This is a genomic window from Kribbella steppae (assembly GCF_004342025.1).
Classification (GTDB): domain Bacteria; phylum Actinomycetota; class Actinomycetes; order Propionibacteriales; family Kribbellaceae; genus Kribbella; species Kribbella steppae.
Genome location: NZ_SLWN01000007.1, coordinates 495,017 through 507,921, shown reverse-complemented (window position 1 = coordinate 507,921; position 12,905 = coordinate 495,017). Strand labels below are relative to the sequence as shown.

The following is a 12,905-nucleotide window of genomic DNA, read 5'->3' as shown; positions in this document are numbered from 1 at the left end:
CGTGTCATTGGGTGGCGGCGGATTGCAGGGAGAGGGTGATGCCGTTGGGTTCTTCGTGGAGGTAGACGTCGAGGCGTGTTCCTTCGTTGATGGCTACGCTGCCGCGGCCGGTGGCCTTCGTGACCTGCTCGGTGCCGGTGTCGTCGTACCACCTGATCACGGCGTCGAGCACGTAGCTGTAGTTCCCGGCCTTCGTCGTGGTGACCCGCTTGCTCACCACGGGCTGCTCGCGGGTGGCGTGCAACCTGGCGACCTGCGCTCCTTCGAGAGAGATCACGATGATCTCCTCCTCCGCGCCCTCGGTGAGCTGGTCCGAGACGGTGAGGTTGATCGGATCGGGCCGTTCGGTCGGCGGGGGTGACGATTTCGGCGGCTCGTGGGGCGTCGTCACCACCTGGATCGGCGGCGGCGTCGGGCCGTCGGCCTGACCCGGGAGTCCTGTTTTCACGAGGACAGGCACCAACGCGGCAACCAGGCCGATCACGGCGGTCAAGGTCTGGCCCATCGTTCCGATGCGGGTCCACCAGTTCTCCCGGCTCACCGGGCCGGAGGGCTCCGGCCGCAGCCCGTTCGATGTGCTCATTGCTCCTCCTCGCGCAATTTCACCTTTCTTCAGGTCGGAGGTCCGGGCGTGGCCGGAAATACCTTTCGGCGCCGGTCAAGAAAGGACGCTTCGCTCAAACGCATGTTCATACCCGGCGGCCGTCGGTATCAGATGCCGATCACCCGCCTCTTGTCGGCATCACGTCGATCGGAAGGAGGTTCGAGATGGCCGTCGCGAACAGTTGTCGCGCACAGCGCCTGCGGACTTCGGGCTGTGGACTGCGTAGTTGTTGTCGGCGAGAATGCCGATGGGGGCGGTGGGCCGACTCCGACACAGCGGTCGAGCACTTTTCGCCGAGGCATCGTCGTGGTCTCGCCCGAAAGGCTGCCGACAGTCCGGAGAGATGCGCGATGGACAAGCAACGGCAGCTCGAGAATCTCGCGCTCGTCGCGAAGATGCGATCCGACGACCCGGCGGCGTGGGCGGCAGTGACGGATCGCTACACGAACCTGCTGTGGTACATCGCCCGAGGCATGCGGCTGAACCAGGAGGACGCGGCCGACGCCATCCAGACCACCTGGCTTCGTCTGGTGGAGCGGATCGATACCGTCCGGCAGCCGGAGAGCATCGGAAGTTGGCTGGCCACGACTATGAGGCGCGAGTGCCTCGCGGCCTTGCGGCGCCGGTCCAAGGTGGTTGTCTCCGAGACCTGGGACGACGTACCGGACGATGCCGACCCGCTGGACGACGCGCTGCTGCGGAGAGAGCAGGACTCGGCCTTGTGGCGGGCGTTCCGCTCCTTGAAGCCGCGCTGTCAAACACTGTTGCGGGTCTTGATGGCAGATCCGCCGCCCAGCTATACAGAGGTCGCGGCAGCGCTGGACATGCGCGTCGGGAGTGTCGGCCCGACCCGGCAGCGTTGTCTGGCGTCACTTCGGGAGACCATGGCGGCCGGCCCGTATCCGTTCGATCCCAGCGCGACGGGACCAGGCGGTGAGGTCAGATGACCTCCGACCGTGACGACGATGCGCTGCTGGAGTGGTTGAGACAAGTCGCCGCAGAAGCTGACCCGCTGCCCGAAGACATCGGCATGGCTGCGCGTGAGGCGATCACGCTGCACGATCTCGACGGCGAGCTGGCCGAGCTGATCGCCGACTCCGCCGGCACCACCCCGGACCTCGAGTACGAAACGGTACGACGGGCAGCGGCCGACACCACCGCGGATCGCCTGCTGTCGTTCGAAGGCGGGGACGTCAGAGTCGAGCTGGAGATCGTGCCCGGTGACGACGGCCTGACCGTTGTCGGCGAACTCGTCGGCGCGTCGCCGGACGGGTGTGAACTCGAGTACGGCGACGGCCGCCGGGAGACTGTGCAACTGGATGAACTCGGGCGCTTCCTGCTCGACCGGAAGCGAGGTGGTCCGGTGCGGATTCGGTGCCGGTCCGTCCATGGGAGCCCGGTCGTCACCGCCTGGGTCAACCTGTGACCTCGTCATCGGCCGAGAGCCACGAACGACAAGGCAGTCGCGACCGCGACCGGGTCGTCGCCGACACCGGTGCGGGCCTCGTGGAGTGCGACGCCGAACGACGCTCGAGCGCGCAAGCGCTGGTGGAAGTCGACCATCAGCGCGGCGGTCGTGGTGTCGTTGACCGGTACGACGGTGGCCAGGAGGGACGCCGTACCGAGTGGGACGAGGGCGGACACCGCGCCGAGGAGCTCGTCCGTACCGATCGGAGCCGCGACGCCGGACTCGCAACTGGACAACACGAGTCGCTGCGGTGCCCGGCGGAGTCTGCCGAGGTCGTAGAGAGTCAGCGGGCCGTCGTCCAGCTCGATCGCCGAGAACAACGGGTTGTCGCGGCGGAACAACCCATGCGCCGCGATGTGCGCGGTCCAGGCGCCGTCCAGTGCGGCCAGGGTGTTGTCGGCGGTCGCCGCACCATCGGTGAGGACGACAGCATCCGGATAGACCCTCCCGATCCGCCTCGTCTCGTCCTTGCCGCCGTCGAGGCCAGGTCCGACGACCAGAGCTACGCGGCGGTGCCGGGGCGCTGGCATGCGGCCGGCCCGCAACCAGATGGACGCCGACGGCGCGACCACGACCGGGACCGATCTCAACGCCGGCAACATCGCCCACGGCACCGCGTGCAACGCCGCGGGCGGCACGATCAGGACCGGCGCATCGTCGAGATCGGCAGCGGCAGGCCCCAGCAGGACCTCTTGCAAACGGAGACCGGCCGCATCCAGTCGCTCGAGAGCCCCGGCGGGTGCTCGGCCGTGCGCCAGTCTGCGCAGCATGAAGAGCGCGAGCTCGAGTTCCCGTACGGCGGCCCCGACCGGGCCGATCGGATACATACGCACCCTGCGCCCGACGACCGTGATCGCGTAGAGCACGTCATCGAGGGCAGTGATCTCGACCAGCCGATGCTCGCCCAGACCGTCGATCACTGTGCTGACGTCATCGCGGCGATGCGGGTCAGCCGCGTCGCCGGAGCCCTGGCTGCCGTGCCGTCTGGTCCGTGCGCGGATGGACGACTCGAGCCGGCTGCGCTCGACCTGCAGCCGATCGGTGTCCCGATCCGCGACCAGCGTCGCGTCCAGGCGTCGTACCACGTTGCGCAGCGCCGCGAGGTCCGCCGCCAGCTCGGGATCGTCCGGCGGCCGGACCGGTGGCAAGGCCAGCGCGCTGGCTCGCCATTGCTCGCTCCAGTGCAACAGCATGCGCGCGTCGTTGCGTCGTACGGCGTGACGCTGGGCCAGCGCGGCGAGCTCGACGCCGTACCCGGCGGCGTGTGCGCGCAACTCCGGCGCGGCCAGCGATCGTTGGTGGTCGGCGGCGGCCTCGAGCCCGCGCCGGCAGGCGATGAGAGTCGCGGCCGTGGCTCCGCGCCCCTCGGCCCGCAGCGCGTGAGCCAGCCAGCCGGCCGCATGACCGAAGGTGGGACCCCGGTGGCGGAAGCGGGCCGCACGGGCGAGATGCCGGTCGGTGGCGTCCTTGCGCCCATCGGCGGCCAAGAGATGGCCGGCGAGGAGATGCGCCGCGGGCGCGTCCGAGGAGTTCAGCTCATCGAGTTGGTCGGCGAGTCGCGCGGCCGTGGTGCTGAGTCGGGCACCACGCCGGCCGGCGTCGTACTGCGCTTGGACCATGACGTACATCGCGCGGGCGAGCCAGCCGTGCCTGCCGTGCCGCCGGAAGAGTTCACCGGCAGCAGCGGCGCGTTCCTCGGCCAAGTCCGACCGGCCCGCGGCCAGGGCGGCCTGCGCTGCGGCGAACAGCAGTTCAGCTGTCTCGGTCCCCTTGCTGCCGCGACGCAGGTGGTCCTGCAGGACCTGCTCGGTCGTCGTGACCGCTTCGGTCGCGAGGCCGGCGGCGAGCAGTACGGCGCAGCGGTCGATCGCCAAACTCGGCCACTCCGTCTGCAGTGCTGCGTAGCGAGCGGCCGCCGCGTCGAGGAAGCCGAGCGCCGCGGGCAGATCGCCGGCCTGGAAGGCGACATCCGCCCGGTTGTGCACGAGCATCGCCGACTCCAGAACCTGCCCGGTGGCTGCCGACAACCGCTCTGCCACCACCAGATCACGGTCGGCATGGGCCGCCTGTCCGAGGGCCGAGTAGACGAGAAATCGGTGGGTGCGGGCGCGAGCCTCCCAGATCTGGTCGTGGCCACGATGCAGCAGCGTGATGGCCTGACGCAGGTCCGCGAGTGCGTCGTCGTACCGTCCAAGCACTCGAAGCAGATAGCCACGTCGGGTCAGGACTCTCCCGGCGGCGACCCCTCTGCTGTTGCCGACCGCCTGATCGAGCGCACTGAGTCCCTCCTTCGGCCGGCCTCCGAGGCCGAGGGTCAGACCGAGGGTGGCCTGGACATCAGCGACGCGCCTCAGCTCCGCGGAGCTCTTGGCGAGCCGCAACGCAAGGCGGAGTTCGGTGACTGCCTCGGCCTGGTGGCCGGAGTCGCGCAACACGATGGCCCGGGCCTGATGAGCAATCGACGCGCTCCGCGGATCAGGCGTCCCTTCGAGCAGAGCGCCGGCCGCCGCGAACGCCTCCGACGGCCGCGACACCGCCAACGGCAGCAGGTATTCGGGACCTTCCTGTCGTCGGCCATCTGACATTCAAAGAGTCTAGGTAAATCATTGCGGAACTGGGAGGGGCAATGACATCGGACGACGCGAACGAGCAGCCGGGGACTGGCGACGGCGAGAACACACCACCAGAGACCCAGAATCAGAACACCGAGCCAGTGGAGGACACGTTTCCCGAGACGCCAGAGCAGGCTCAGCGAGAGCTCATCCTCAGCTACTACGGTCCGGACACCAGAAACGAGCTGAAGTTCGAGCCAGGGAGAACTGTCGGCTCCGCCAACGAGGCGGACTTCCTGTACGAGGCCGGCGCCATTCTCGTCCGCGAAGAGCATTTCGAGCAGGTACGCGGCATTCTCGATCGCCTGAATCTGCTGTACGCCGATGACGGCGGTCGGCCTGCCACCGAGCCCGTCCTGGCCGGTCTCCGGCTGGTGCGACTCAATCTGGGCGGGAATCCGCAGTTGGACACGCTCGGAACGCTGAGAGTCATCCGCGATGGCGGTCTGGTCCCCATCACTCTGCCGGGCGGGGGCACCCAGGAGATTCTCGTCACCGCGGCCGGTCCGGATGCGGCGGCACCGAACCATGTCCTCGTTGTGTCCGGCAACGGTGCTGGTTGCCCGGCCGACGAGCCCGAACCGGTGCCGGCGAGTAGTGCGCCGTACCCGGGTTACACCGCCAACCGTGCGGCCGGTGAGGGTGTGCGCGTGGTCGTCGTGGACACCGGTCTCGATCAGACGGCGACGCAACGCACCAGTTGGCTGACCGGAGTGACCGGAGATCCCGACTACGCCATCAACGGCACGGACCTCACCGACTACGCCGGCCACGGAACGTTCATCGCGGGAGTCATCAGATGCGTCGCGCCGCTGGCGGAGGTCCTGGTACGCCGGGGGTTCGGCCCCGGCGGCACAGTCACGGAAGCCAGGCTCGTCAAGACGCTCGATCGGGTCCTCGAGCACGACTATCCGGACGTCATCAGCATGTCAGCCGGGACCTACTGCTTCGACGCGACCCGGCTGCTCAGCTTCACGGTCTTCAACGAGCGACGACTGCGGCACCACAAGGGCGTCGTCATGGTTGTGGCCGCAGGCAACGATGGTGACCGCGAAGCGTTCTGGCCGGCCGCGGCGCCGTACACGGTGTCCGTCGGGGCGCTCGGCACGCAGTGGCGAGGGAAGGCCGGCTTCAGCAATTACGGCGGTTGGGTGGACGTCTATGCGCCGGGCCAGGAGCTGGTCAACGCGTTCCCCGTGGGAACGTACACGTACCGCGAGCCACCCCACGTCAACTCCGGGCGGGTGGAGGAGTTCTATGGGATGGCGCGGTGGAGTGGTACGTCGTTCAGTACGCCGATTGTCGCGGGGTTGATCGCGGCCCGGATGTCTCGAACCGGTGAGAACGGCCGGGACGCGGCCGCCGCGCTCATCGCCGAGGCTCAGGAGGCGGCACAGCCCGGGGTCGGTGCGGTGCTGCTCCCCGAGTAGCGGTCATCGCTGGTCCTCGACCGGGTTCGTTTCCTTGTCGGGGACCTGGGTGTCCTCGGGCGGCGTCGCGCCGAGCATCGGACGGAGGCGCCGCATCGCCTGGTCGGTGAAGAGGCCGGCCAGGCAGCCCATCATCACCAGGACCGTCACCCCGGCCGTGGAGGTCGTCTCGTCGCCGATGCTGATCAGTCCCGTGTTGACGGCGACCACGACGACCGAGCCGAGCAGGGCGGACCAGACCGGACGCAACAGATACCACCAGACGAAGCCCCGCTCGAGGGTTTCCAGGCCGGCGCGCTGGGCGAAGACCATGCTCTGATGGATGACGCTGCCGACGGCGCCGGCGGCTGCCCCGACGATCAGCAGGGACATATTCAGCGTGGTGGTGAAGTCCGGTCCCCACCACCGGACCGTCCTGGTCACGACATCGCCAGGCCCGACGACCTCCTGGGCTGACACGAGTCGCTCGGCGATTCCGTACGCCGCGACCAGACCCACCAACGCAAGGACGGCCTCGGCGAAGTTGATCGTGCCGATCACCCGTCGGGTGAGGGGCTTCATGGCGGCGCCTTTGCGCGGCGGGCGCATGCCGGCTGGACGTGCTGTGGTGGTCACTGGGTTCCCTCCGCTTCGGTTCGTTCCGTGCACCGAGCAGAGTCGCCAGGCAGCTTCTGAATACATCCCGTCGGCCGGCTCGTATCGCGAGAGGCCACGGTGTGGTCAGCGCGCAGGCTGACGCGGTGCGGGGTCGCCTCGTCACTGGTGTGACCAAGGTTCCACGCGCACCGCGTCAGCTCCCTCTCCCCCCGGAGCACTGAGCAGAGTCACGAGTACGCCGCCTGATACATCCGGTCTGATCGAGTGTTCGGTCGTATCAGATCGGGAGCTCCGGCCTCCGATCGCTGATGGCTACTTCGGGGGAGGAAACAGACATGACGACGACCCAGACCTGGTTCGGGTGACGAACCATGGGACCGCAGCAGAACCGCCCCATCAGTCGGCAGCTCAAAGACACGCATGCCTTCAGCGGGACGTCTCTGTTCTTCGGCGTCCTTGCGTCCGCGGTGTGCGCGGCGATCATTCCGGCGCTGGGTGCGGGGCGGCTCGCGACGGTGGCCGGGGCGGCGTTGAGCCCGGTGCTGGTGGCGGTGATCACCACGCACGGTCGAGGGCTGGTGCGCAGTATCGGGATTGCGGGGCTGAGCGCCTTCGCACTCGTGATCACCATCGGCGGATTCACCGTGCCGGAGGCGATCGCCGGCCAGGGATCCCTGACGGGAAAGGGCTCCGGCACCTTCGTGAGCACCAAGCGGCTCCCGACGCCGACACCGCCGGCGGTGTGGCCGACGAAACCCCGGGTGGTCCCGTCCACGAAACCGCCGGCGAAACCGGTGCCGTCGACACCGCCGACCTCGCCGTCCGGGATGAAGGTCGCGATCCCGGAGGTCCGGAGATGTCCCGAGGTGGAGGTCGGTGGAAACGAGGTCTGCAAACAGATCGTCATCCGCAACGTCGGCTCGACCACCGTCAAGGTCGCCACCGGGGATATCGAGGGCGACCAGTCCAGTGACTTCATCCTGACCAAGGTGTGCGACGGGACCTTGAAGCCGAAGAAGTCCTGCTCGATCCGGCTGAGGTTCTGGCCCACTGTCGCCGGAGCTCGCGAAGCCTTCCTGGTCGTCCACCTGCAACCCGGCGACGTCGAGCACCGCGTCACGATCACCGGCAACGCCGTAGCCAAGAACGGCGACGACGACGGCGGCACCGAGCCCACCGGTTGCCGGGAGGGGTTCGTGCCACGTGTTGCCGGCCCAGGCGACTCGGTCTGCGTCACACCAGAGGAACGCGCCACCGTCCGGCAACAGAACCACGCCCATGTCGACGGCCACCGCGCCAATCCCAACGGCACCTGCGTCGACGGGTTCGTCTGGCGGGAAGCCGTCCCCCAGGACCACACCTGTGTCACCCCGCCCGAGCGAGCCGCGACCCAACACCAGAACCAACTGAACTCCGAACGAGTAATCACCTGATTCGAACCCCGCCCCACCAGTGCCCGTACGGCGTTGTGACGGCGGTCAGGGGTGTTCGACGTACCAAGGTGGCAGTGGGTCGGGGCTGAGGTTTGTGGTGTCGCCGGGGCGAGTGAGGGTGAGGACGGCGCGTTCGATCTCGGGGCGGGCGTGGAGGGCGTCCTCGACGGAGTTGAGTCGCGCCGCGACATCGGACTCGGGGGCGTTGCCGGCCACGTCGACCGCGGCAACCAGGAAGATCCGGTCGGCACCAACCCACTCCATGTGTAGGAAGCTCACCCGCTCGATCTCCTCGTGGTCCAGCAATGCCCGGAGCGCGCGGTTACGAGCAAGCGGAGTCACTGCCTCACCGGTGAGGAAGTCCATGTTCCTTCCGATCAGGAACAGCGCGACGCAGCCGAGCAGGACACCGACTACGATCGAGCCGATCGCGTCCCAGACGGGATCTCCGGTGAGCTGATGCAGTGCGATCGCGATCGCCGCGATCGTGAGGCCGATCAGCGCCGCCAGGTCCTCGGCGAACACCGCGCGCAGCATCGGGTTCGAGGTGACCCGGATGTAGCGCAACGGCGTGAGGCGCCGTTGGGTCGCGCCGGTCCTCGTCTGCCGCAGCGCCTGCAGGAACGAGATGCCTTCCAGGACGAAGGCGATCGCGAGTACGGCGTACGCCCACCCGTACGACGTACCGTCGGCCTCGCCACCGCGCAGCGACTGGATCCCGTGCCAGACGGAGACGGCCGCGCCCACCGTGAACAATCCGAACGCGGCGAACATCGACCAGATGTAGCCGACTCGCCCGTATCCGAGCGGGTGAGCCGGGTCGGCGGGCTTCCTGGCCTTGCGTTCACCGACGAGGAGGAAGATCTCGTTTCCGGTGTCCGCCCAGGAGTGTGCCGCCTCCGCCATCATCGAGGCGGAGCCGGTGATCACGGCGACAATCGTCTTGGCAACGGCGATCAAGAAGTTCGCACTCAACGCGACGACGACAGTCAGCAGACTCTCGCCTCCGGTCGCCGCAGCGGTGTCGTTGCGTGTGCTCACCCCACGACACTAAGCCTCGATCCACCGTGAGCTCAGGAGCAGATCACCAAGATCTGTCGTGCGTCGCCAGGGCGGCACCGACCTGGTCCGCCAGGGCGACCGCGACCTGTCTCTGTGCGACGGACGGACGGGCCACCCGGGTCGATGCGACGAGCAGGAAACGGCCGCGGGTGATGCCGTCGTGGTGCACTCGCAGTTCGATCTCGCAGTCGGTGGGCAGCCCGAACCGCTCGACCTCGAGATCGCGGCCGCGGCGTACGACGGTGCCGTCGCGGACGATCGCGGCCGGGGCAGCGTCGCGAGTGTCGCTGTCGAAGTAGCAGTCGTCGATGCCGAGCAACTCGACGAGTTGGTCCGCGACGTGCTCGATCACGCCCTCGGTGTGTGAGCTACCGGCGGCGACGATGCCCGCGGTCCGGAGGACGCCGCCGAGGTAATCCTGTTGCTGGCTGGCGCGGGCCTGGTGACGCCGCCCCCAGAGAATCTCCGCGACCGCGAGGGTGACCAACGTGAGCAGCACTGCAGTCTCGATGTCGGCGCGGTCGGTGATGGTCATCTGCTGGTACGGCTGAGTGAGGAAGAAGGCCCAGCACACCGTGCCGGACAAGGCCGCGACGATGCCTGCCCAGCGCACGCCGGTCGCCGCCGCCGCGATGACGACCAGGACCAGCGCCAAGGCGGCGTTCGTGTTCTCGATCCGCATCCGGAACGGCACGATGGCCGCGCACACCAGAGCGGGAACGGCCGCGGCCCCCACGACCACCGCCGTACGGGCTCGCTCGGAGAGGTGAACTCGCATCCCCCCATCATGAATCGTCCCGGCGAAGCCCGCCGCCGAGGGTCCACTCCCCGCAACGGTTGGTCGAACCAAGTGGCGAGGTCCTGCGTAACTACTGCTGCTGAATCCCGATCTTGTCACCGATCTTGTGGAGGACACATGAGCATCGCAGTACGCGTGGGGAGTGGCCTGGCCGCCGCCGTGATGGCGGGTGGTGGCGCGCTGATCCAGGCTGCGCCGAGCGCCCAGGCGAACGACATCATTCCCTGTGGGACTTACCACTTCGCCGGCGACGGCTTGGTGTACTGGGGGAACTGCACCTCCCAGGACACGCTGATCTCAGTCGCGCAACCGGGTATCGAGGCCGTTCTCCAGTGTGTCCCCGCGAAGAGCGCGGTGCTCTTGGGCGCACCCGCTCAGTGGATCGTCAAAGACCTCCACCGGGACTGTTGATCCACACCCACAGGGACCGACAGAACCGGCCGTCTCGGCGGCCGGTTCTGGCCCGCCCTACACACCCCACGGAACGAGCGTTCTCCACCCGGTGGTCCAGCGACCGCTGGCCCTGGGCGGTACCAGACCAGCCAACGAAGCAGCTCTCCTGCAGGGCTGGACGAAGACGCTGGACCTCCTGAAGACGCTCTGACCTCCAGAGCGGCGCGTGGGGCAAGCCGACCGTCGAGCGGCGACCCTCAAGCCCTCCCCGTGATGACAGGCGAATCCGTACCAGCTCACCCTCACCTGCGCTGATGGCATCGAGACTCCCATCGTTGCTCCGGCAAGCCGGTGTCTGCATCCGACCCGTCGGCGGCGGCGATCCCACCCGGAGACTCAGCGCTTAGTCCGGTCAACAGGCTGCTGCCGCCGTTCTGGGCGAAGGACATCAAGGTCGGCGCGAAGATTCTCTGCACTAATCAAGGGGCGCGGTGCTTCCCTCGGCGGCGCTGCCGAGACGAGACAGCGACTGAGGATGCCGTTGATCCGGTCGGCGTCGTTGTCGTCGGGGTCGAGACCGTTCATGATCAGTCCTCATGCCACGTTGTACTCGCGGACGTTGCCGTGGCACTCCATGATCAACAGCTGCCCGCAAGAGGATCCACCGCCGGACAGACGGGTAAATCGTTCCGCTGGGATGCCTTCGGGTCAGTTGGCGAGCGGCCTGGCAACGAACGCCGAGCTCGGCCTGCCATACGTTAAGACCAACCGCGTCCAATTCCCGGCGCTGCCACCCAGAACCATCACGGAAGGATCAACGCCTAGATGTCCGTGGACGAAGCACAGTTCTACCCCGACCTCGACGCTGACGAGCGAACCACCCTCAGCCAGTTTCTTGATCAGTATCGTCATCGGGTGCTCACCCGATTCGGGAGGCTGACGGACGAGCAGGCCCGAACCAAGTCCCTGCCGGCAACCAATCTGACACCAGGCGCTGTGGTGAAGCATCTCGCGCACATGGAGGACCACTGGTTCATCGCGCGCGTCGGCGGCGGTGATCTGCCTGAGCCCTGGGCGTCCGCGCCGTTCGACACGCAGCCGGAGTGGGACCTCAAGTCCGCGGCCGACGACACCGTCGGGGAGATCGTCGAGCTCTACCGTGCCGCGTGCTCGCGCAGCCGCGGCGTCGCAAGTCAACTTCCTAGCCTCGACACGGCCGCGCCCCGGCCATCATTCGGCAAGGGTCCCGTGACGCTTCGCTGGGTGATGGTGCACATGCTGGAAGAGACCGCATGCCATGTCGGCCATTTGGACCTCTTAACCGATCCGCTATCCGTACGCAGCGCCCGATAGGCGTTCCCAAACTGGACACGACCCGCCGGACGGCCGCGAGATGTCCTTGGCCCACGGCCAGCCAGCACCGTCTCAGACAAGTGGCTCGGTGAAAGGCTCGCTTGTCGGAGGCTAACCCCGCCCCAGTGGCCTGCAGTTCTGGAGGATTCGGCGACGACCGCATCCAGCCGACCAGGACGGCGACCTGGGAGGACGTCGCCTGGTCCCAACCGACCCTCAGTTCCCACAGCTGGCGGAACCACCGCAACAGGTCGAAGCCGTAGCTACGACAGGTCAACGGGCCGACGTCACTTAGGGCCAGAGGAGCCATCGAGGCAGTCTCCCGCACCCGTCCCGCAGGCGCCACGTTCGGCGACTAACGATCGTTATCTTGAGGCGCTGGCGTGGGCGCTCCTGTGACCTGGGAGTTTCGTCATGGACGAGGTCCCCATCGAGGCGGTCATGGTGCGTGGGGCCGACGTCAGCAAGGCTCGATCGTTATCCAAGTGGGTCCCGCCGGTCCGAGGGCCGTTTTGACAGTCCACGCGGGTCGGCCGGCCGCCGGCTCGGCCGAGTTGCCGGATCACGCGACGCGATGAGCAGCACGATCGTCGCGGCGACCGCGATGCCGACCCACCACACCCGGCGGTGGGGATCGCCCGGGCCACTCATGAACAGTGTGATATTCAGCGCTGGTTGAGCGATCAGTGCGCCGACCCCCAGCAGCACGATCGCAGGCGCCACCAGATTCCCCGGCTCCGGCTCACCCCTGCGGGCAGCCACGGCGGCCGCCGCCACGGCCACCGAGACCAGCGCCGCGACCTCGATCGTGAGGGCCGAGGTTGATGGTGTCGGAGACTGCTGGTTCAGCAGTACGACAATGACCGTCCAAGCCGCTCCGACCACTGCCAGTCCGGCAAACAGGGTGGGCGCCCGTCGGCGCCAGAGCCTCTGAGGCGTGGCGGCCGTGACCGCGATCGCAGCGTCGTCAAGCAGGTACGCCGCTCCCGAGGCGAGCGCCACTGCCGCCAGATGAACCACGAAGAGCGGAACGGCGCTCGACGGACGTGCTATCGACAGCAGGGCCACCAATCCGGCCGACATCACGGCGAGCAGAACCATCGGCCAGGGCGTCTGCAGCAACACACGGGGCAGCGTGGTTGCGTGCCGTCGTA

At 67.9% G+C, this 12,905-nt stretch carries 13 protein-coding genes; 6 read left to right on the top strand and 7 right to left on the bottom strand.

The annotated features are described in order from the left end of the window. Positions 1-4: 4 nt before the first annotated feature. Positions 5-583 (bottom strand): hypothetical protein, encoded by a 579-nt coding sequence (locus tag EV652_RS22935; protein ID WP_132211228.1) that lies wholly within the window; start codon positions 581-583, stop codon positions 5-7. A gap of 371 nt (positions 584-954) precedes the next feature. On the opposite strand from EV652_RS22935, the gene EV652_RS22930 reads away from it, so the two are divergent. Further along, on the top strand, positions 955-1,551 hold the full coding sequence (locus tag EV652_RS22930) for an RNA polymerase sigma factor (protein WP_132211227.1): 597 nt from the start codon (positions 955-957) through the stop codon (positions 1,549-1,551). After that, positions 1,548-2,030 carry a hypothetical protein gene (locus EV652_RS22925; RefSeq protein ID WP_132211226.1) on the top strand — a complete coding sequence of 161 codons (483 nt, stop codon included), beginning with the start codon at positions 1,548-1,550 and terminating at the stop codon, positions 2,028-2,030. The genes EV652_RS22930 and EV652_RS22925 overlap by 4 nt, the downstream gene beginning before the upstream one ends. Positions 2,031-2,035: 5 nt before the next feature. Here EV652_RS22925 and EV652_RS22920 read toward each other — a convergent pair whose 3' ends face one another. Further along, positions 2,036-4,657 carry a CHAT domain-containing protein gene (locus EV652_RS22920; protein WP_132211225.1) on the bottom strand — a complete coding sequence of 874 codons (2,622 nt, stop codon included), beginning with the start codon at positions 4,655-4,657 and terminating at the stop codon, positions 2,036-2,038. Between the two features lie 41 nt (positions 4,658-4,698). On the opposite strand from EV652_RS22920, the gene EV652_RS22915 reads away from it, so the two are divergent. Next, complete coding sequence (locus EV652_RS22915; RefSeq protein WP_132211224.1) at positions 4,699-6,114, top strand: S8 family peptidase; 1,416 nt, start codon at positions 4,699-4,701, stop codon at positions 6,112-6,114. Positions 6,115-6,117: 3 nt separating this feature from the next. On the opposite strand, the gene EV652_RS22910 is transcribed toward EV652_RS22915, so the two are convergent. Continuing rightward, the gene (locus EV652_RS22910) at positions 6,118-6,675 is read right to left on the bottom strand and encodes a hypothetical protein (RefSeq protein WP_132211223.1); all 558 of its coding nucleotides are present in this window, start codon (positions 6,673-6,675) and stop codon (positions 6,118-6,120) included. A 407-nt stretch (positions 6,676-7,082) separates the two neighbouring features. Here EV652_RS22910 and EV652_RS22905 point away from each other — a divergent pair, with 407 nt between their 5' ends. Beyond that, positions 7,083-8,144 (top strand): hypothetical protein, encoded by a 1,062-nt coding sequence (locus EV652_RS22905; protein ID WP_132211222.1) that lies wholly within the window; start codon positions 7,083-7,085, stop codon positions 8,142-8,144. A 45-nt stretch (positions 8,145-8,189) separates the two neighbouring features. Here the strand turns inward: EV652_RS22905 and EV652_RS22900 are convergent, their stop codons facing one another. Both EV652_RS22900 and EV652_RS22895 read right to left on the bottom strand, forming a co-directional pair. Beyond that, positions 8,190-9,185, bottom strand: a complete 996-nt coding sequence (locus EV652_RS22900) for a cation diffusion facilitator family transporter (protein WP_132211221.1) — start codon at positions 9,183-9,185, stop codon at positions 8,190-8,192. A 43-nt stretch (positions 9,186-9,228) separates the two neighbouring features. Then, positions 9,229-9,984, bottom strand: coding sequence for a DUF4118 domain-containing protein (locus EV652_RS22895; RefSeq protein WP_132211220.1), 756 nt, complete (start codon positions 9,982-9,984; stop codon positions 9,229-9,231). A gap of 138 nt (positions 9,985-10,122) precedes the next feature. Here EV652_RS22895 and EV652_RS22890 point away from each other — a divergent pair, with 138 nt between their 5' ends. Then, positions 10,123-10,416, top strand: a complete 294-nt coding sequence (locus tag EV652_RS22890; protein ID WP_132211219.1) for a hypothetical protein — start codon at positions 10,123-10,125, stop codon at positions 10,414-10,416. Between the two features lie 378 nt (positions 10,417-10,794). Here EV652_RS22890 and EV652_RS22885 read toward each other — a convergent pair whose 3' ends face one another. Then, entirely contained in the window at positions 10,795-10,983 is a 189-nt protein-coding gene (locus EV652_RS22885; RefSeq protein WP_132211218.1) for a hypothetical protein, read from the bottom strand. A gap of 240 nt (positions 10,984-11,223) precedes the next feature. On the opposite strand from EV652_RS22885, the gene EV652_RS22880 reads away from it, so the two are divergent. After that, positions 11,224-11,751, top strand: a complete 528-nt coding sequence (locus EV652_RS22880; protein ID WP_132211217.1) for a DinB family protein — start codon at positions 11,224-11,226, stop codon at positions 11,749-11,751. Between the two features lie 477 nt (positions 11,752-12,228). Here EV652_RS22880 and EV652_RS22870 read toward each other — a convergent pair whose 3' ends face one another. Next, entirely contained in the window at positions 12,229-12,876 is a 648-nt protein-coding gene (locus EV652_RS22870) for a hypothetical protein (RefSeq protein ID WP_132211216.1), read from the bottom strand. Between the last annotated feature and the right edge of the window lie 29 nt (positions 12,877-12,905).

Excerpts from the sequence above, each read along its gene's own strand:
- EV652_RS22935 (WP_132211228.1), bottom strand. The coding sequence starts at position 583 with ATGAGCACATCGAACGGGCTGCGGCCGGAGCCCTCCGGCCCGGTGAGC.
- EV652_RS22930 (WP_132211227.1), top strand. The coding sequence starts at position 955 with ATGGACAAGCAACGGCAGCTCGAGAATCTCGCGCTCGTCGCGAAGATG.
- EV652_RS22925 (WP_132211226.1), top strand. The coding sequence starts at position 1,548 with ATGACCTCCGACCGTGACGACGATGCGCTGCTGGAGTGGTTGAGACAA.
- EV652_RS22920 (WP_132211225.1), bottom strand. The coding sequence starts at position 4,657 with ATGTCAGATGGCCGACGACAGGAAGGTCCCGAATACCTGCTGCCGTTG.
- EV652_RS22915 (WP_132211224.1), top strand. The coding sequence starts at position 4,699 with ATGACATCGGACGACGCGAACGAGCAGCCGGGGACTGGCGACGGCGAG.
- EV652_RS22910 (WP_132211223.1), bottom strand. The coding sequence starts at position 6,675 with ATGAAGCCCCTCACCCGACGGGTGATCGGCACGATCAACTTCGCCGAG.
- EV652_RS22905 (WP_132211222.1), top strand. The coding sequence starts at position 7,083 with ATGGGACCGCAGCAGAACCGCCCCATCAGTCGGCAGCTCAAAGACACG.
- EV652_RS22895 (WP_132211220.1), bottom strand. The coding sequence starts at position 9,984 with ATGCGAGTTCACCTCTCCGAGCGAGCCCGTACGGCGGTGGTCGTGGGG.
- EV652_RS22890 (WP_132211219.1), top strand. The coding sequence starts at position 10,123 with ATGAGCATCGCAGTACGCGTGGGGAGTGGCCTGGCCGCCGCCGTGATG.
- EV652_RS22885 (WP_132211218.1), bottom strand. The coding sequence starts at position 10,983 with ATGAACGGTCTCGACCCCGACGACAACGACGCCGACCGGATCAACGGC.
- EV652_RS22880 (WP_132211217.1), top strand. The coding sequence starts at position 11,224 with ATGTCCGTGGACGAAGCACAGTTCTACCCCGACCTCGACGCTGACGAG.